The sequence below is a fragment of the Bradyrhizobium guangdongense genome (assembly GCF_006483445.1).
GTDB classification, from domain to species: Bacteria; Pseudomonadota; Alphaproteobacteria; order Rhizobiales; family Xanthobacteraceae; genus Bradyrhizobium; species Bradyrhizobium guangdongense_A.
This window is the reverse complement of the sequence record NZ_PPPT01000146.1, coordinates 28864-47980: the sequence shown is the minus strand read 5'-3', so window position 1 is coordinate 47980 and position 19117 is coordinate 28864. Positions and strand designations below refer to the sequence as shown.

The following is a 19117-nucleotide window of genomic DNA, read 5'->3' as shown; positions in this document are numbered from 1 at the left end:
CGACGATGCCGAGCGTGCGTCCCCGCACCTCGCGGCTGCCGGTCGCCGATTTGTCCCAGCCGCCCGCATGCGCCTCGACCGAGCGCGGAAAGATCCGGCGCAGCAGCATCACGATCTCGCCGATCACGAGCTCGGCCACGCTGCGGGTGTTGGAGAACGGCGCGTTGAACACGGGAATGCCGCGCCTGCGCGCGGCGGCGAGGTCGACCTGGTTGGTGCCGACGCTGAAGCAGCCGACCCCCAGCAATTGGTCGGTGGCGGCGAGCACGTCGGCGGTCAACTGGGTGCGGGAGCGGATGCCGAGCAGCGACACGCCCTGCATGGCCCGCCGCAGCGCCTCGCCGTCGAGCGCCTTGGTCAGCCGCTCGACATTGGTGAAGCCGGCAGTCCGGAACAGGTCCACAGCACTGTCGTTCACGCCTTCGAGCAGCAGGACTTTCGCGTCGCGGGCGGGGCTTTGGCCGTTGGCTGGCATAGGGTCTCCATATCGATACCTCGCGGCTGACGGGGCGAGGCGGGCGCTACACAATACGATTCGGCCCTGGACACAAGATGGCACGGCCGGTTCGACGGGCGGCGGCCAACATGTGATCTGCCGCACATATATCCGGTCGCGGACCGGCTAAAAGCTGGACCAGATGATCCACCCCTTCGGAGACGTCCCATGAAGGCGTTCACCCAAGCTATGGCCCTGGCGGCCCGCGCCGGGCGGCCGCTGAAGCGGACGCTCGACCTGTTCACGATCCGGCTGCTGCGCACCGTCGCCGCCCAGTGCCGCGCACGGGCTGCAGGCGGGTTGCTGCGCGCCGAAGCGACCTGACCGGCATTCCCCTGTGGAACCGCGGGTCGGTTTGGGCCCGGCCGCCCAAAATTTGAAAACAACCCCATGCACAGTAGAAATTTCGTAATACGTTTTTTCAGAAAAATGGCTTGACCCGTCGGGCAAATCAGTGGCATAATGTCATCATTGCCAAACTTGCATCGGGTCCCCTCCGGACCAGGGCATGTACTCATTAAGTGTTCGGCGGCTGCGATGTCCGCTTTTGGAAGTGGAGCGGACCTGCCACCAGAGACCCTCGAGGTCAGAACTTGACCCATAGCAGGCTTCGGGGCCGCCCGACCGCCAGCGCGCCAGTTGAACTCGTTAAGTCTTGCGCTAAAATAGTGCGTCGAGTGCTGCGAGGAAATGCATGATGGAACGCTTCATTCGCAATGAAAACATCCGCTACTATCGCAAGCTCCTTGAAGAAGAGCGGGACGAGGAGAAGCGGAACATCATTCGAAAGCTCCTTGCCGAAGAAGAAGCGAAGGACGTACCGGCAAGCAGCGAAAGACCGAACGACAAGTCAAAGCACCCGTGACAGGGTAAGACTACAGGAACAAATCTGCGGTCTGCACGGACGATCGTTCGCATCTTCGGGCATAGCGACCGGTTACTTGATCAGACGCCTGAGCGCATTGCCCGGTTTGTGGCCGAGTTCGAGGCCCAAAAGACCAGGCTTCATGTAGAGCCGCACCGCCGCAACGGCGGCCTCCTTCACGTATTCTGGCACACAGTGTGAGTTCGCGCAGAGATAGCGGCATGTTCGAAGTCAGAGTTTAAGCCGACCGACCTGACGGTAAATTTGGAATTTTTCGCAAAGGTACGCCGAAACTAGGGTAATCGTGTTACACTCTTTGCATCATCGCCCCATCCTAGGCAGTTATCGGTGACTGAGAGCGTAGCGCTCCCGCCCTTCGGGAGTTCGGCTATGCCAGAATACCGCGTCTATTTTATTGAAGCCGATGGTCGCATCTATCAACCGCCTCAAATAATAAAGTGCGCCGACGATCAAGATGCCACCGAAAAGGCGCGCCAGTTCATTGATGGAAAAGATGTTCAGGTTTGGCAGATGTCCCGCTTGGTGGCGAAGTTTCCACGTAAGTGAGGCCGCCTCGGCAGTGTCTCAAAGTGAATTTCGCCCAAGTAGAGGACCAACGGCCGGTCATTTCAGCTGGCGTTCCCCTTCATTTATCCACTCAATGACATGTCGCTTGTTAGCCCATCGCTTCTGTTGACGCGGTGCAGCTAGATCTCGGCTCGTTGAGGCAAACCGGAAGTTTTGCAGCCGAGCGTCATATCAACGCTTTTGACCCAACTCAGACATCACTGGGCGGCCAACGCAGGCGGCCGAGCCTCCGTCGCCCGTCATTTCTTCGGGGCAAATGTTCACTTTTGAACTTTTGTTCCTCCAATGCGTTGCGCCTGCGGCTTGGGCTGACGCTGCGTGGAGGGGGAGATGGAAGGCCTACCCATCATTCTCGTCGTTGAGGACGAGGAACCATTACGGGAAATCGTTCACGACGCCTTGAAGGAGGGCGGCTTCGACCTGACGACGGTCGCTTCCGGACAAGAAGCGGTGGCTATGGTCGAAAGCGGCGTGGTCAAGTATTCGGCGCTCGTAACCGACGTCAATCTCAAAGGGCCGATGAAGGGTTGGGAGATTGCGCGCCTTGTCAGGCAGATCGATCCTGCATTTCCCGTGGTCTACATAACGGGCGCTGCCGCCGAAGATTGGGCGTCAGAGGGAGTGCCCAACAGCGTTCTGCTGAAGAAACCGTTTGCTCCAGCGCAATTGGTTACGGCGGTATCCCAACTTCTCAACGCAGGCTCGCCCACCTAGCGAGTGCACTTCAGCTGTTGGCCCATAGCGTCAGTTTGCGCATTGCAGCGCGATGTCCGGATTCGGAAGTATACCGGGCGCCTCGCGGCGTGGCCGGTAGGTCAGGGTTTGACCCGAAGCGGGACTTGGCTCAGACGGCCGACCTATGCTGCCTTGGGCGGCAAAAGTTGCCGCCCAAGTAAGCTAACTTGTTCAGGATTGGAGCTCGATGTCGCCTGGTCGCCATGTCTTGTCGAAGAAAGCCTGAAGCGGCCCGTACAGGCGCAGCAAGATATTCCAACTCGCTCCTGGAACCGTCTGAGCCCAATTATCTTCCTGACCGACGGGTGCTTTTGGTCCAAAATACACGTCAACAGAGCCATCGGCGTTTATCTTCAGCTTCTTATTTTGGCTGCTCACGCTAGGAAACTGCTGGTCTGTCTGAAGCATCGAACGCGTCTGGTTGTCATAGACAATCACCGACCAAAAGTTTTTGATCGGGATGTTCGGTGGCAGATGCAGCTTATAGTCTTTGCCGCCATCCAGGACATTATTCTTCGCGTCGACGAACATCGCCAAATATTGCGAACCCTCGCCAATGCTCCTTGAGTCCATCGCGGGCGTAACGCCGGTCGCGTAGAAGAAGAAGCCGGAATACGCGTTCAGCAATCGCGCGCCTTTCTCCTCAAACTTATAACCACCGACAAAACCTAGACGCCAGTTTCTGTCCGAATACCAGTAGCCATCGGCGCCTCGCCACCTGTACATGATGGCCCGCGCAGTCGCATCGCCAACAATCGCGGCTTCGGCCAGTATTTTTTTCATGCGTTCGTCGGGAGCGAAGGGCTTGCCCTTCATGATGCCGACTGAAGCCCAGAAGCCCAACGTCGTCGCGTCAATCTCATCGGTTGGTTCGTCTTGCACGACTTTGTTTAGCAATTCCCAGAACGGATAGTCCGCGGGCGCAACCATATTGAATGGCTTGCTGGACATATCTACGAAATTGAGCTTCGGCGGATTAGCTGCGTCGGCGTAGCGATAGATTTTTGTGTGCTTTTTGACGAGATCGACACCGGGCTTTGGATCGCCGCCAACTAGGAAGCTACGCCATGCAATCCAAGTGTGATATGACCCTGGTCGTAAAATGAAATAGCCCGAGGGGACGTTGCCCTCGTAGCCGGGCGGTAGCACCAGATACTTTCCGCCCTGGCCCTTGTCTGGGCCGACGAGCCCGATGTCGCCAACCCACTTGTACCAAATATCGTTCATGAGCCCGAGCACGTTCGGCGGGGCTTCAACGACGATTGGGCCGCCGCGCAGGTCGAGCCAGAACCAAGTGTAGGGCGTGTTGTTGTTGGCAGTAAGTTCGACCGTGCGCGCATCGACCATGGTTTCCCAAATCGGTACGGTCGTATTGGCTGGACCGACCGCGAGGATGCCGTCGCGGTTACCCACCTGGTTCACCACGGGCAGTGCCAGCAGGTAAGCCTGCACTGCCCGTTGAAAGTCGAGGTTGTCGTAAAGCTTGTCGACGCTGGCTTGATCGGGGAAACCGCCAAAGAAATTCAGCTTACCCAGTCGAGTTTCCAGATTGTCGGGTATCGCGACACCCGAAGGCATCGGCGTTGAATACTTTAAGTTGGGTGCAGCAGGCGCGCCCGTGAGCATTTGAGCGATAACTGGCCCAGGTTTTGTTCCCGCAGCAACGGCTGCAGTGAGTGCACCAGAGCGGAGGAGGTCGCGTTTCGTCCACATAGGGGAAGTCTCCACGGGATTATAGGCCCAATCTGGCTGCTCACGGCGCAAACCGTATTGATGTGCCTCAAAGTGATGTGGCGCTCTAGCCGAGGTCCAGCTTGCTGTGGACGGCTACTTCATCAGCACGTAATTGCCATAGGGGGACATCGAAGACGGTGAAAAAGCTGCGGTGTTTCGGTGGCGCCGCGAATGACCGCTATTGGCCCAAAACGAACATGCCATCGTAACCCGGCGACGTCCGTATCTGGCGGTGAAGCCGACAACGGCTTGTGAGTACACGCCCTGGCTGGCCGGCTGCTCAAATCACGTAGAACCCGTGGGTTCCGTCGCGGCGGAGCTGCTCGACGAGACCATATTCCCAGTCGAGATAGGCCTGCATCGCGCGTTCGGCGACGTCGGTGCCTTCATAGGGCCGCCGGTAGCGATGCGCCGGATCCGGCTTCGGCAGCACGAGCGGCGGGCCCACCTCCAGCGCACCGTCATAGCAGCCTTCGCGCACATAGACCTCCCAGCCCATCTGCGCGAGCCATGACGCTGTCATGTCGGCGCGGACGCGCCGGTCATCGGTCAGCACGATGCGCGCACCGCGCACGGGCGCGGCCATGTCGATCTCCTGCACGAGCTGGCCGCCGGCATAATGGCGAAAGCCTGCGAGATGGCCGCGCGCATATTCGTCGGCGTCGCGCACGTCGAAGCGATAGAGCGTGCGGCCGACCTGTGCGGCGAGCGCCTGCATCTCCCCCGCGCCGATATGACGGACGCCGGCACGATAGGCGACGTCGCGGGCATTGGCCTCGGCGCCGTCGAACGCGCCGATGTCGCCGCGCCGCGCGGAGCCGTGGTCGAGCGAATGCCGGGCGAGCGTCCAGCCGATCGTCCCGTTGCGCAGCGCGCGCACCTTGTTGGGAACGCCGGCATTGATCAGCGACTGCGTGCCGATGATCGAGCGCGTGCGGCCGGCGCAGTTGACGATGATTGTGGTCTCGGGATCGGGCGCCGCGCGGCCGGCGCGCAGCACGAGCTCGGCGCCGGGCACGCTGACCGAGCCCGGGATGTTCATGGTGGCGTATTCGTCGAAGCGGCGGACGTCGAGGATGGCGATGTTGGCCTTGTCGGCGATCAGGCCGGCAACTTCGTCGGCGCTGAGCGAGGGCGTATGGCGGCGCGCCTCGACCAGCTCGCCGAACGCCTTGGCATATGAGTTGACGTCCTCGAAGATCTCGTAGCCGGCCGCGCGCCAGGCTTTGAGCCCGCCGGCGAGTGCGCTGACATTGGTGTAGCCAAGCGCGCTGAAGCTCTCGGCTGCCGGCGCAACCAGTTCTTCGCCATCATCGAACAGCACGATCGGCACGCTTTTGCACGGCAGCCGCACCTCGGCTTCAAGCGCGATGCGCTCCGCCGACATGTTGGCCGAGAACAGCGGATGTCCCGTGGCAAACTGCGCCTCGTGCCTGAGATCGAGCAGCGCGATTTCCTCGCGCAGCAGCAGCGCGCGGCGGATATCGGAGGGGGAAAGGAGCGGAAGAGTCATGGAGCTGCGAGCCTTGGCGGACGAACGACGAGGCTCAAGCTTTAGGACGAATATGGGACGGTTGGCTAGGCGGCGTCTCTTCCTCAGCCGAAGAAGAAATAGGCCAGCGTCGCCAGCAGCACGGCGACCCATGAGTACCAGGCGACGAATATCCAGGTGTCGCGTCGCATGACACGGCTCCGGTCATGCCCTGCGCCGTCACGCGATGGCAGGGCTCATCAATTCATCCAGCTTCAGCTTGAACGCGGTTCCGTCGGAGAGCGCGCGCAGTGGCGGACGCACGCGCAGCCAGGCGGCGTCGCCGGTCTGCGCCGCGAGAATGGACTTGAGCGTCGGCAGGAAGGCCGGCGTCTTGATCACGACATCGACGGCGGCCTGCATCCGTGCCTCGACATCGGCACCGCGCAGCATGCCCTTGACGAGCTCGGGCACGACATTGGCCATGCCGCAGATCGTGCCGGCGCCGCCGGCCGCGACCGCGCGCGCGATGTCGGTTTCATTGCCGACGGTGATCGCGAGTTCGGGGGCCGCGGCGCGAAACACCTGGAATTGCCGGAAGTCGCCGCTCGAATCCTTCAGGCCCGCAACCACCTTGCCGTAACGCTTGCGCAAGCGCGCCGCGACCGGCGGCGGAATGGCGACGCCGGAGACCTGCGGGATGTGATAGAGATAGGCGCGCAGACGATCGTCACTGATGCCGTCGATGATCGCGGCGAACGCGTCCTCGATGCCTTCGGGCGTGACGCTGCGATCGAAATAGGGCGGCAGGTACAGCACGTGGTTGATGCCGAGGCCGAGGGCTCCGCGCGTCAACGCGATGGCATCTGATATCGCCGGGAAACCACCGCCGATGCCGATCCGCTCGGCGGCAACGCCGGCCTTGAGCAACGCCTCAACGGTCGCAAGGCGCTCGGCGACATTGAACGAGGTGCCCTCGCCGGTCGTGCCGAACAGGACCACGCCGTCGACACCCTTGCCGAACAGCTTCAGCGCATGGTGGGCGAGCTTGGCGTTATCGACCTGGCCGTCGGTTGTCAGCGGCGTTGCCGACGCCACCCAGAATCCACGAATCGCCTCTGCCATCACATCGCCTCTCAGGTCCGCGCCGTTGCGTTTAAGTCTCTGATCAACCGGTAGTTTCACGGAGGATCCGGGGCCTTGTGACCCCTTTACTTTTCTACTTGTACCTTACATACATGAGAAGATCAAACCGGATTTTGCTGTTCCGGATCCGCAAGCCAAAGGCCCCTTCATGGACCTGATGACGCTGCCCGAACGACCCGAGCATCTGCTCGGCGCTCTGCAACGCCGGCTGGGCCCGCAGGCGGTTCTGATCGACGGCGACGTGCCCGTGCGCAATTGCAACGACTTCAGCGCCAGCCTGCCCAATCGTCCGCGCGCAGTGATCCGCCCGGTCGATGCCGCTGAAGTCGCGGACGCGATCGTCACCTGCCGCAAGGGACGCCTGCCCTTCGTGCCACAGGGCGGCCTCACCGGCTTGTGCGGCGGCGCCGCGCCTGAGCCGGGCTGGGTCGCGATCTCGCTGGAGCGCATGGTCGGCATCGAGGAGATCGATCCGGCGTCGGCGACTATGACGGTGAAAGCCGGCACGCCGCTGGAGACGATCCAGAAGGCGGCGGACGAAGCCGGATTCTTCTTTCCGCTGGATCTGGGCTCACGCGGCTCCTGTGCGATCGGCGGCAATCTTTCCACCAACGCCGGCGGCAATCGCGTGATACGCTACGGCATGACGCGCGAGCTGGTGCTCGGCCTCGAGGTCGTGCTGCCCGACGGCACCGTGATGACCAGTCTCAACAAGCTGCTGAAGAACAACGCAGGCTATGATCTGAAGCATCTCTTCATCGGTTCGGAAGGCACGCTCGGCATCATCACCCGCGTGGTGCTGAAACTGTTTCCAAAGCCGCGCTCGACCATGGCCGCGCTCTGCGCGCTCGAAAACTATTCCGACGTGGTGGCGCTGCTCGATGCCGCGCGCAGCGGGCTCGGTCCGCTGCTGTCGGCCTTTGAAGTGATGTGGCCGGACTATTGGGACGTCATCACGGCGCGTGCCGGCGTACGGCCGCCGGTTGCCGCGGGCCATGGCTTCTACGTGCTGGTGGAGGCGCAGGGCACCGACGAGAGCATCGACGCGCCGCGCTTCCAGGCCTGGCTCGAGGACCTGATGGAACGCGGCCTGCTCGCGGATGCGGCCGTCGCGCAATCGCTGGCGCAGACGAAGGCCTTTTGGCAGGTGCGCGACGTCTGTGCCGAATTCGGCCAGGTGCTGGGCCCGCACAATGCCTATGACATCGGGCTCGCGGTTGGCCGGATGGACGAGTTCGTCACGCGCTGCAAGGCGGCGCTGGCACGCGGCGTCGCCGGCTGCGAGAGCGTCTATTACGGCCATATCGCCGACGGCAATCTGCACCTGGTGTCCTGGGTCACGGGGCTGCCGATCGAGCGGCAGCCGAAAGCCGAGATGGACGCGATCATCTACGGACTGGTGCGCGAGATGGGCGGCAGCGTCTCCGCCGAGCACGGCATCGGGACACTGAAGAAACAATGGCTGGGGCACGCGCGGAGCGAAACCGAGATCGCCCTGATGCGTACCCTCAAGGCGGCGCTCGATCCGGATCATCTCCTCAACCCCGGCAAGGTCATCTGATCCATCATGACTTCGACACGCACGACACGGGCGCTCGAGGGCATTAAGCTAGATGCCGGAGGGCCGATGAAATCGCTAAAACTCGATTCGCCGAAATCGCTGGCGCAGCGGGTGATGCTGCGCCTGCGCGAGGCCATCATCGACGGCGAGTTCACGCTCGGGGCTGCGATCTCGGAAGAAATGGTCGCGCAGTCCTTCGGCGTCAGCCGCACCCCCGTGCGCGAGGCGATGGGCCTGTTGCAGGCGCAGGGGCTGGTGGTGATCCGCCCGCAGGTCGGCAGTTTCGTGTTTACGCCGAGCGCGGTCGATATCGCCGCGCTGTGCTCCTTCAGGACCGTGATCGAGCCCAAGGCCGCCGAACTCGCCTACCATCACGACCACGTCGGCACGATCGCCGCGATCGAGGCCGCGCTGGATGCGATGGCGAAGGCCTTTGCAGCCAAGGACCGCATCGCCTACGGACATGCTGATACGGCGCTGCACGAGGCGTTCTTCGCCCATTGCGGCAACCGCTATCTCGAGGAGTCCTACCAGCTCGTCTCCGGCCGGGTCGCGGCCCTTCGCACCAATGTGAGCTCACCGATCGACGTCGAGACGCAGGCCTCGTTCGACGAGCACCGCACGCTGGTGCAATTGTTCTCGGACGGCGACCTCCCGGCCTTCGCAAAGCTGATGACGACGCACATCAACAATTCGGGCCTGACCTATGCGAAGGTGCTGAAGGTCGGGTGAGTGGCTCGCTGCAGCCTCGCTCAAATCAACCAGCTCGGCTTGTCGAAAGAGAGCGGAACCCGCGTCGGAAGGGCAGCCTGGCGCGGTCCATTATGGGTGGGATCGCGCTCCCGCAGCCTTTTCTCTCATCCGATAGAACTGGAGCGCCGTCTGCGCGGTCTTTGTTTGAAGCTTGCTGAAGCTGGTGAAGCATCGGTCAAGTTCGGGTCTCGAACTGCCACTGACACCGGCGCGTAACAGCAGGAGCGCGACCGTAGTAACCCACGACAGATCAACCGCCCTGGCCATCACGAGAATTTGGTCTGTCTGCGTCTGCACGAAGGCTCTTTCCACCACTGCTATGGGAAGATCACAGACCAGCGAGAGGGCCGCCGTCACCTTGTCAAAACTGCCCTCGTTGGCGAATGCGTGGATCTGCGCCTCCTTCAACTCGCCTGCCACATGAAGCGACTGGACATATGACATTGCTTTCGCAAATTCGTCCGTAGCCGCGCGCGTCAAGCCTTGAAGTTGGTCCGAGGCCTCAGCGACCGCGGCCGCGATGAGCACGGCCCGCCTCGGGTCCAGTTCCACCATCTGGGTCCGGACCGCTTCGGACGCATCAGCGAACAGCCTGATGAGATTTTGGCGGGGGATATCTGCTCGCGACCAGATGCTCAAGGCAAGACCGCCGTCAGCTTGTGCCTTCTCGACCAGGTTCACCACGCCACGGCCGGAAAATCTTGCGCCGCCATTTCTTGCCGTGCTCGACAAGACGGCGGCATTGCCCCGGTCTACCAGAACGTCGGTTACGGTTTCCGCGAGGACCTTTCGATTGGAAATCGCAAGCAGATGGTCCTGCCCCTTGAGCCGCGCGACCTCGACCAGGCCGTCATCGCCGATTCGCTCACTGCGCTGAAGCACGGGCCCCGCAACTTCGATCGCGTCGTCGAGTGCGAGAGCACGAATGGTCTTCGGCGGCGCGTCGGAAAGCCCTGCAAGGTTGCGACCGAACTGAGCGCGAGCGTCGCGTTCGATGGTCTCGACGAGTCTTCCCATGACATCGTCGAACAACTCGATCTGATCATCGGAGAAGCGGCCCGAGCCGCCCACGAACAGGTCGGTTACACGACGCAGGATGGTTGCCCGCTGCGCAACATCCTTGCTTGCAAATATGCTCTCGAGTTCATCGACGAGAGCCGGTTTCGGTTCCATATACTTCTCTCCGAGCCGCCACTGAGTCCGAAAGAACGCGTTTGCTCTTCTAGGCCACCATTCCCCGAACCTCGCCTGCATTCAGGAGGTCGAGCTGGGAGAGCGGCACTGGCCGCCCCACCAGGTAGCCCTGCACGAAATCCACGCCAGCATCGCGCATGAACCTGAATTGCTCTTCGGTCTCGACGCCCTCGGCTGTCGTGACGATGCCAAGGCCCTGGGCGAGCGTCAGCGTCGAGGCAACGACAGCCTTGCACTCCCGGCGGCTCAGCGCGCCCTGCGCGAACGACTTGTCGATCTTGATCTTGTCGAAGGGGAAGGCAGTCAGGTAGCCCATGGAAGCATATCCGGTGCCGAAATCATCGATCGCAACCGATAGGCCGAGATTTTTCAATTGCCGGATGCTCGCCAGATGGTCGTCCCGGTTCTCGAGAAATGCTGTCTCCGTGATCTCAAGTTCCAACCGATGTGGCGCGAGCCCCGTTTCGACGAGGGTGCACAGGATCACGTCGAACAGGCTCCCCTTCCTGAACTGAACTGCAGAGATGTTCACCGCGACCTTGACGTGCGCGGGCCATGACGCCGCATCGGTGACTGCGCGCTGCAACACCCAATCCCCCAGCGGCACGATGAGACCAGTCGATTCTGCAAGAGGGATGAACTGGTCGGGCCCGATCAATCCCCTCGTTGGATGGTTCCAGCGCACCAGCGCTTCTGCGGCACAGACCTGTCGCGTCCGGACATCGAACACCGGCTGATAGTGCAACTCGAACTCTTCGCGCTCGATCGCAACCCGCAACTGACTCTCTTCTGACTGCTGGGCATTCGCGGCGTCCAACATCTCGGACCGGAAGATCTGAAAATCGTTTCGACCGCCTGCCTTGACGGCATACAGCGCGAGGTCCGCTCGCTTGAGGAGTTCCGCGGGATCGGCGCCATGTTCGGGAGCGAGTGCTATGCCGATGCTGGTGCCGACACTGGCCTCGTGGCCGTCGAGGTCGAAAGGTTGCGTTATGGCGTTGATGATTCTCAAGGCCAGCGCGATGGCGCCTTCGTGCTGATCCGCGCCACACTCCTGGATGATCGCGAATTCGTCGCCGCCTAGTCTCGCCAGCAAATCCGTTTCCCGCAACGACGCCCTCAGGCGGTGCGCGACCTCCACCAGCAGCTTGTCGCCAGCGGGATGACCAAGCGTATCATTGACCGCCTTGAACTTGTCGAGGTCGAGCATCATGACCGATATCGCGCCGCCATAGCGCTTGACGCGTTTGCAGGCGTCCTCGAGCTTGGAAGCAAACTCCGCGCGGTTGGCGAGCCCGGTCAGGGGATCATGCCGGGCAAGGCGGACGATCTCGGCTTCCGCCTTCCGTCGCTCGGTAATGTCCTCGGACGTCGCCACCCAACCACCGTCTCTCATTGGCTGCCTTGAAATCGAAATGGAGCGTCCGTCCGCAAGTTCCTCGACCCAGTCCGTGTCGGTCGGACGTCCGTCCATCGTTTCGATCTTCTTGAGGATCGCAGGCTGGTTTCGTTCGCCCTGCAGGATCCCCCAGGAAAGAAGATCGGTCGCGAGCGTATTCACATGTATCCCCGGCTTCAGATAGCCAGGCGGGAACTTGAATATTTCGGCATAGCGCGCATTCCAGACGACCAGCCTGCGCTCCTGATCGAACATGCTGATGCCCTGAGACATGTTGCTCAAGGCGGCGTCAAAACGCCCGTTCATGATCGCGAGCTCTGCGGCCTTCTCGGCCATGAGCCTTTGCTGATGCCTCTGATCCGTGATGTCGTCGTGTGTCGCGACCCAACCACCGCCCACGACGGGAGTACGCCTGATCGAAATGACACGGCCATCCGGCATCAGGACAACTTGCTGAAGCAGGGATGGAATCCGTTCGGAATTCGCGTCCGCGGAGAGCTCGTCGCGGACACCCTTCTGAAATTGGTGATCCACCAGAACCTTCATGGGCGTCCCCGGCTCCACCAGGGCTTGCGGCACATCGTACATTTCGCGGAAGCGCTCGTTCGATATGACCAGCTTCCTGTCGACGTCGAAGAGGCACACACCCTGCGCCATATTGGCCAAGGCCGCCTCGAATCGCTTGTTGATGATTTCGAGCTCCGCAGCCTTTTCGACGATTAGTCTTTCCTGGCGCTTCCGGTCAGTGACGTCTTCATGGATCCCGACCCAGCCACCGCCGGCGATCACCTTGTTGGTGATGGATATCGCTCGGTCGTTGAACTCGAGCAGCGTATGCCCCTCACCCGTTTCGGTCAGGGATTGCCGGAGCCGCGCGACATAGGCGTCGACGTCCAGTTCCGGACTGTCGGTGCGCTTTCGATACGCCAACATGTCCTTGATATTGATACCGCGGCGGAGCACCTCCGGCGGCAACTGGTGGAGTTGCACGTAACGCTCGTTCCAGACCACCAGCGCACCGTCCGCGTCAAACATGCAGAGCCCGGTCGACATGTTCGTGAGCGCGGCGTCGAAACGCGCGTTTGTGTCCGCCATTTCGACGGCATTCTGCTCGATGCGCCGCGTTGCACGCCAGATTGCCGTTCCCAGCAAGGCAATGAGGACAGCTATGCCGACGGCCTCCACCGCGCGGCGTGAAGCTGCCTCGTACCGGGGCGCCAGCAATTCCCTGGTGTCCTTGGCGACGGCAACCACAAACGGATAAGCCTCGTCCCGCTCGTAGCTGTTGATGCGGGTAATTCCGTCCGTCGAAGCCGTGAGTTCAACGGTTCCACGTGAAGATCGCTTGAGCTCGTTGAAGATGCCGCTCCGCGACATGTCCCGTCCGATGTTTGCCTCGGCAAAGGGCCTTCGGACCAGCAGGGAGCCATCTAGGGATGCGAGCAGTATGGCGCCGTTCGCGCCGAGATCGAAGCTCTCGTAAAACTCCTGGAAGTATTTCGGGTTGATGGCCGCGACGACGACACCTCCGAAGGAGCCGTCCACGCTGTTGAAACGGCGTGTGGCCGGGATCAGCCAGTCTTTCACCGCCCGTCCGCGAACTGGAGCACCAATATGGAGCCCTCTGCCGGAATTCTCCTTGTGGAAGGCGAAGTAGTCGCGGTCGGACACTTGTTGCGAGACGTCGTCGCTTGCAGAGGAAAGGATCAACGAACCGTTCGCATCGACGACCGCGAAGCTCACGAATTGCGAGGTCTGGTTCACCTCCTGGCGGAACAGGGCCTTTAGACGCGCCCGACCTGTCGAATCGAAATCGTCGCGCTCGAGCCGTTCGATGAAAGCAGTCAGAATCGCGTCCGCGGTCCGAAAGGTCAGTTCGGCATGCTGCTTCAGCGAGCGCGCCAAATTGGCGGTATCCGCCTTGCCATCGGAGAGAATCGTCGCGCGTTGAACGACGATGTTAACGATTGCCAGCCCCAGCACCGCAAGTCCAACGATTGCCGTGAAGGCAAGGAGGCTCCATGTCGCAATCGCCTTGCTTGCGTGGTCGCCACGAATCCTGCGCCAGAACGGTGAATTCCCATGGAGAGCCATAGCCGACATCCGCGAAGGTTGGCGATCGCAGGCCAACAAAACGTCAGGCAACGGACGCTGGCTGTTCGATCGCGGTCTTCCGCGAGAGGTATCAGAGCGAGGATGGCAAATGGTTAGAGGATTTTGATTTTCCGGACGCAAACGCAGTAACATGCGATCTAGCGTTTACGTCTGGTCGATTGGTCTATCGAGATTTGGAAGTCGGCAGCCAGGTCAACACATGGATACCGCCGCGTGGGCACCCCGCAGAGCCACCAGCCGTGACTGCCGATCGATACTCTTAGGAGCGAGATATCAGCCTTCCCGCCTTCTCTCGCGCCTGCACGATGAGAGAGGAGATGGCGACAGACTCCGCAAGGAGCGCCCGCTTCTTGTCTCCGTCGGCACATTTGCTGACCAAAGCCGAGGCTTGCACCAGTCGCATTTCGAGTTGGCGCAGGATGGACGGAATGATTTCGATGACCAGTTCCTGGTGGGGATGAGATCGCGAAACTGCGTTTGGCATGAAAATGACGTTGGGCATTGAATGATTCCCCGGCCTGTAATGCACCGCCACCGTACTTTCCACTGTTGCACGCCGAGATAATTTTCCTATCGGGATTTGGCAAAGCCGCGTTCGTTCCCTGCGGTCGCCGACATTCGCTTCGAATGAGCCTTCCTCGATAGGTCGGCAACATTTCGCCCAGCTTCCGAATTCCGATACGCCGCTTAATAGCGCCGCTACCACGTCGCTCTAGGGTCCTCGTCAGAAGCGCGCGGGGCTCTGGCCGGGCAGCGAAGCGCTCGACATCCCCAGTGCTACGGAGTCTTGCGCATGCGCCCGCGCTTCTCGATCAAGCTTCGCATCTACGGCATCATCGGACTGAGCTTCTGCGGACTGCTTGGCCTCGCAATCGTGCAGGTCAACAATCTCGCGACGTCGTTGCGCGAGCAGCGCCAGAGCGAGTTGAGCCATCTCGTCCAATCGGCGCTCAGCATCGCCAAGACCGAGCATGACGGCGCGCAGCGCAACAAGACCTCTGACGAGGCCGCTCGCCAGCGCGCGGCCGAGCAGATCGGCCGCCTGCGCTATGGCAATGGCGACTATTTCTGGATCAACGACCTCGCGCCCCGCATGATCATGCATCCGATCAAGCCCGAACTGAACGGGCAGGACCTCGGCGACAATAAGGATCCAACGGGCAAGCGCCTGTTCATCGAATTCGTCGACACGGTCAGACGCCAGGGCTCGGGGTTCGTCGAATATCACTGGCCAAAACCAGGCAAGGATGCGCCGCAGCCAAAGCTGTCCTACGTGACCGGCTTCGCACCGTGGGGCTGGGTGATCGGCAGCGGCGTCTATATCGACGATCTCGAGGCGCAGGTCTGGGCGAGCGCCCGGAACGTCATCATCGCGGCGCTCGGCGTGATCGTCCTGCTTGGCGCGGTGACGCTGCTGATCGCGCGGCGGATGTCGTCGGCGCTGTCGTCCATGACCTCGGCCCTGATCGCGCTCGGCGCCGGACAGTTCGATGTCGAACTTCCCGGGCTCGACCGCACCGACGAGATCGGCGACATGGCGCGCTCGATCGCACAATTCAAGATCAAGGCTGCGGACAAGGTGCGCGCAGAAGCCGCCGCCGAGGAACAGCGGCGACTGCAGGTCGAGCAGATCAAGGCGGCCGCGCTCAAGGAAATGGCCGATACCGTGGAGCTGGAGACCAACAGCGCGGTGGGCGAGGTGGCGAACGGCACCAGCCGGATGGCCGACAGCGCCACCTCGATGAACGAAACGGCGCGGACGCTCGGCCAGAACTCGGGCAGCGTCGCGGCCGCAGCCGAAGAGGCGCTTGCGAACGCGCAGACAGTCGCGAAGGCATCCTCGCAGATGGCGGCGTCGATCACGGAGATCGCGACGAAGGTCTCGTCGTCACGTGAATTGACGCGGCAGGCGGTGACCGCCTCCACCGAAGCACAATCGACGATCGCAAAATTGTCGGAAGCCGCCAGCAAGGTCGGAACCGTCACCAACCTGATCAGCGAAATCGCCGAGCAGACCAATTTGCTGGCGCTCAACGCCACAATCGAGGCGGCCCGCGCCGGCGCAGCCGGGCGCGGCTTTGCCGTGGTCGCATCCGAGGTGAAGTCGCTGGCCGAGCAGACCGCGAAGGCGACCAGCGAAATCTCGCAGCAGATCTCCGAAATTCAGGAATCGACCCGCGCCTCCGTGCAGTCGATCAGTGCGATCGGCGAAGTGATCCGCAATGTGGAGTCGGTATCCACCGCCATCGCCGACGCAATCGAGGAGCAGAACGCCACGACGCTGGAAATCTCCCGCACCGTCGAGGAGACCTCGCTTGCCGCCCGCGAGGTGGCGGCCCAGATCGCTTCGGTCTCGCGCGAGGCGGTGGAAACCGGACGCCGCGCCTCCGAGATCCGCGACGGCTCCGTCGATATTGCGAGGAAAGTCGACGACCTCCGGACCACGCTGGTCCGCGTCATCCGGACCTCGACGTCCGACGTCGATCGCCGTGTTGCGGCGCGGCGCGATATCGGCCGCCGCGGCACGCTCGTGGTGGCCGGCACACCTTTCGGCGTCACGGTCCGCGACATCTCGAGCGGCGGCGCACGGATCGACGATGTCCCCGTGAGCTGGCCGATCGACACACAGGTGCAACTGCGGATCGAGGGCATGTCGCTCGAACTCGCTGGCACCATCGCGCGCATCGACGAGCAATCGGCACTGGTGAGGTTCGCGCTGGCCGGGGCCGAGAAGAGCGCGCTCACAGCGTTGCTTCAGGCCGCCTGAACCGGAGCAAGGCAGTAGAATACCACTTCTTCCCGTATTAACCGCAGGTTAACCATTGCGGTAGATGATGACCGTCATACTTTCGGTCTGGTCATGCTGTTCAAGACGCTTTCCCCCTCGTCCGCCCTGGACGTGCTCCAATACGCCGATATCGATCATTTCCGCGAGAGCGAGCGCTATGCCTGTGCGGAGAGCATTCCGCTCAAGGCCGGCCGTTTCGCAGTGCTGCGCGCGAGCCTCGCGCTACAGTCGTGCTCGCTGTCCTTGGTCAGGACGTTTCCGCGCATCATCAACGGCTACGATCTGTCCGGGCGGCTCGTCATCGTCGTCCCGATGAACGAGATCAGCTCGGCGCGGATCAACGGCATGGACGTCGGCCAGTCACTGATCGTGTTGAAGGGAAACGTCGACTGCACCGTCTACGAGCCGGAAGGTCGCCTCGTCGCCATCCTGTCGATCCGTCCCGAGGCGCTGCACGCGCGATGGCTCGGCTTCGAGCAGGGGCACGTCCTGCTTCGGCTGCCGGACCACAAGCTGGCCGGATTGCAGGCGCTGATCCGCGGCATCCTCGAAACCGCGGCGCATCAATCCGAGGCGATGCGCACGGAAGGTTTGCTGGAGACGATGCAGGCGACGCTGTTCTCGTGTTTCGACGACGCAATGTGCGTCGGCCGGGCCGACCGCGCCGGCGCGCGTTCACGGTACAAGGACATCGTGGATCGCATCGACGATGCGACGAACACGAATCGGGTCTCTGACGTGAACTGCGATGCGCTGGCCGACGAACTCGGCATTTCCGTGCGCACGATGCACACGGCCGTTCACGCCGTGTGCGGGTCGAGCCCGCACCGCTACAGCCAGCTCAGGCGACTCTGGGCGGTTCGCCGCCAGCTACGCCAGGGAGCGCCGGGCCTGACGGTCAAGGCGAGCGCGCTCGCCCACGGCTTCTGGCACATGGGCGATTTCTCGCGGTTCTATCGCGACACACTGGGCGAGCTGCCGTCGCAGACGCTCGCCGGCGCGCGGCGCCTGTTGGCGTAATATCGCGCCGCGAGCCAATTTCCACGCGCCACGGCGCCGCAACCTGCTACGGTCCCGTCTGGCCGAGGCGGCCTGGGGCGTTGCGCATGAGGCGGCGGGAATTCACGGCCGGTCTGTTGCTCGCAGCCGCGATGCGGCCAGTCTACGCGCAGCGTCAGGACGCCCCGCGCCGGATCGGCATCCTGTCGCCGGGCCGCGCCGAGCCTGCCGATCCCACCTTCAACATGGTCAACGCCTTCCTGAAGGGGCTGAGCGAGCTTGGCTACATGGAGGGAAAGAACCTCGTCGTGGAGCGCCAGTTTGCCAACGGAAATTCCGACCGGCTCCGCGAGCTCTCGGTCGAGCTGGCCGCACGCAAGCCTGAGATCATCGTCACGATCAGCACGACCGCGGCACGACCAGCGCGCCAGGCAACGAGCACGATTCCCATCCTGGCGATCGGCATGGCCGACCCGGTTGCCGACGAGTTGGTGGCGAGCCTGGCACGACCGGGCGGCAACGTGACCGGCACGACGTTCCTCGGACCGGAGCTGGTCGCCAAACGTCTTCAATTGTTAAAGGAGGTCGTGCCCGGCCTTTCCCGCGTCGCGGCGCTGCTGCACCCCAACGCTTATAGCGAGCGCACCATGGCGGGTATCCGGAGCGAGATGGAAACGGCGGCCCGGACGCTGGGATTGCAGCTTCAACTGGTGCCGGCAGCGAACCCCGATCAAATCGCCGGTGCGTTCGAGGCGATGACGAGCGCGCATGCCCAGGCACTCATCGTGATGCCGAGCCCGATGCTGTTCGGCGAATACAGGCGCATTGCCGGCATTGCGGCGAGCAACGGCTTGCCGGCGATGGGCGCGGCCCGCGAGTTCGCCGATTTTGGCGGCCTCATGGCCTATGGCGCGAACCAGTCCGATCTCGCGCGGCAGACGGCCGCGCATGCGGACAGGATATTGAAAGGGGCAAAACCGGCGGAGCTGCCGGTCGAGCAGCCGATCAAGTTCGAGCTGGTGATCAACCTCAAGACGGCACGCGAGCTGGGCCTGACCGTTTCCCGCGCCTTCCTGCTGGTGGCCGACGATGTGATCGAGTGATCTCTCGTACGGGCGAACCCCGGCAAATCGCACGGCTTTTGCCTCACTTTGGGACGTTGCCCGCAAGCCACAGTTCCCGGAAAAGCCCCTCGCACGGCCAATTGCGCCATTGCACCGCCACATCTGCCTTCGAACAATCAGCCCTGTCCGCATGCTTGGCTAAGTGAACA

The 19117-nt window shown here is 62.2% G+C and carries 15 protein-coding genes and 1 pseudogene; 9 read left to right on the top strand and 7 right to left on the bottom strand.

The genetic code is table 11. From position 1 onward, the window contains the following. Positions 1–475 (bottom strand): annotated as a pseudogene (locus C2U70_RS20860) (phosphoglycerate dehydrogenase); the annotation flags it as partial. A gap of 189 nt (positions 476–664) precedes the next feature. Between C2U70_RS20860 and C2U70_RS33100 the strand changes: the two are divergent. From C2U70_RS33100 to C2U70_RS20855, 4 genes are all read left to right on the top strand, one after another. Then, positions 665–820 (top strand): hypothetical protein, encoded by a 156-nt coding sequence (locus C2U70_RS33100; RefSeq protein WP_186294387.1) that lies wholly within the window; start codon positions 665–667, stop codon positions 818–820. Positions 821–1193: 373 nt separating this feature from the next. After that, the gene (locus tag C2U70_RS33095) at positions 1194–1361 is read left to right on the top strand and encodes a hypothetical protein (protein ID WP_186294386.1); all 168 of its coding nucleotides are present in this window, start codon (positions 1194–1196) and stop codon (positions 1359–1361) included. A 390-nt stretch (positions 1362–1751) separates the two neighbouring features. Next, entirely contained in the window at positions 1752–1928 is a 177-nt protein-coding gene (locus C2U70_RS33090; protein WP_186294385.1) for a hypothetical protein, read from the top strand. 351 nt (positions 1929–2279) lie between these two features. Further along, positions 2280–2663, top strand: coding sequence for a response regulator (locus C2U70_RS20855; protein ID WP_186294384.1), 384 nt, complete (start codon positions 2280–2282; stop codon positions 2661–2663). A gap of 192 nt (positions 2664–2855) precedes the next feature. Here C2U70_RS20855 and C2U70_RS20850 read toward each other — a convergent pair whose 3' ends face one another. The 3 genes from C2U70_RS20850 to C2U70_RS20840 all read right to left on the bottom strand — a co-directional run bounded on the left by C2U70_RS20850 (position 2856) and on the right by C2U70_RS20840 (position 7014). Further along, positions 2856–4397: a DUF1254 domain-containing protein gene (locus C2U70_RS20850; protein ID WP_246666808.1), complete on the bottom strand. Its 1542-nt coding sequence runs from the start codon at positions 4395–4397 to the stop codon at positions 2856–2858. A gap of 301 nt (positions 4398–4698) precedes the next feature. After that, positions 4699–5931, bottom strand: coding sequence for a rhodanese-like domain-containing protein (locus C2U70_RS20845; RefSeq protein WP_140980296.1), 1233 nt, complete (start codon positions 5929–5931; stop codon positions 4699–4701). A gap of 198 nt (positions 5932–6129) precedes the next feature. Then, positions 6130–7014 carry a dihydrodipicolinate synthase family protein gene (locus C2U70_RS20840; protein ID WP_186294383.1) on the bottom strand — a complete coding sequence of 295 codons (885 nt, stop codon included), beginning with the start codon at positions 7012–7014 and terminating at the stop codon, positions 6130–6132. Positions 7015–7183: 169 nt separating this feature from the next. Between C2U70_RS20840 and C2U70_RS20835 the strand changes: the two genes are divergently transcribed. Then, entirely contained in the window at positions 7184–8596 is a 1413-nt protein-coding gene (locus tag C2U70_RS20835; protein WP_140980294.1) for an FAD-binding oxidoreductase, read from the top strand. A gap of 66 nt (positions 8597–8662) precedes the next feature. Beyond that, positions 8663–9328, top strand: coding sequence for a GntR family transcriptional regulator (locus tag C2U70_RS20830; protein ID WP_140980293.1), 666 nt, complete (start codon positions 8663–8665; stop codon positions 9326–9328). Positions 9329–9418: 90 nt separating this feature from the next. On the opposite strand, the gene C2U70_RS20825 is transcribed toward C2U70_RS20830, so the two are convergent. The 3 genes from C2U70_RS20825 to C2U70_RS20815 form a co-directional block, all read right to left on the bottom strand. Further along, positions 9419–10522 (bottom strand): DUF2336 domain-containing protein, encoded by a 1104-nt coding sequence (locus tag C2U70_RS20825; RefSeq protein ID WP_140980292.1) that lies wholly within the window; start codon positions 10520–10522, stop codon positions 9419–9421. A gap of 49 nt (positions 10523–10571) precedes the next feature. After that, entirely contained in the window at positions 10572–14036 is a 3465-nt protein-coding gene (locus C2U70_RS20820; RefSeq protein WP_186294382.1) for a bifunctional diguanylate cyclase/phosphodiesterase, read from the bottom strand. Positions 14037–14316: 280 nt separating this feature from the next. Beyond that, positions 14317–14559, bottom strand: a complete 243-nt coding sequence (locus tag C2U70_RS20815; protein WP_140980290.1) for a hypothetical protein — start codon at positions 14557–14559, stop codon at positions 14317–14319. A gap of 291 nt (positions 14560–14850) precedes the next feature. On the opposite strand from C2U70_RS20815, the gene C2U70_RS20810 reads away from it, so the two are divergent. From C2U70_RS20810 to C2U70_RS20800, 3 genes are all read left to right on the top strand, one after another. After that, entirely contained in the window at positions 14851–16824 is a 1974-nt protein-coding gene (locus tag C2U70_RS20810; RefSeq protein WP_140980289.1) for a cache domain-containing protein, read from the top strand. Positions 16825–16917: 93 nt separating this feature from the next. Further along, positions 16918–17865, top strand: a complete 948-nt coding sequence (locus tag C2U70_RS20805) for an AraC family transcriptional regulator (RefSeq protein WP_140980288.1) — start codon at positions 16918–16920, stop codon at positions 17863–17865. Positions 17866–17951: 86 nt separating this feature from the next. Next, on the top strand, positions 17952–18947 hold the full coding sequence (locus tag C2U70_RS20800; protein WP_140980287.1) for an ABC transporter substrate-binding protein: 996 nt from the start codon (positions 17952–17954) through the stop codon (positions 18945–18947). The last annotated feature ends 170 nt before the right edge of the window (positions 18948–19117 follow it).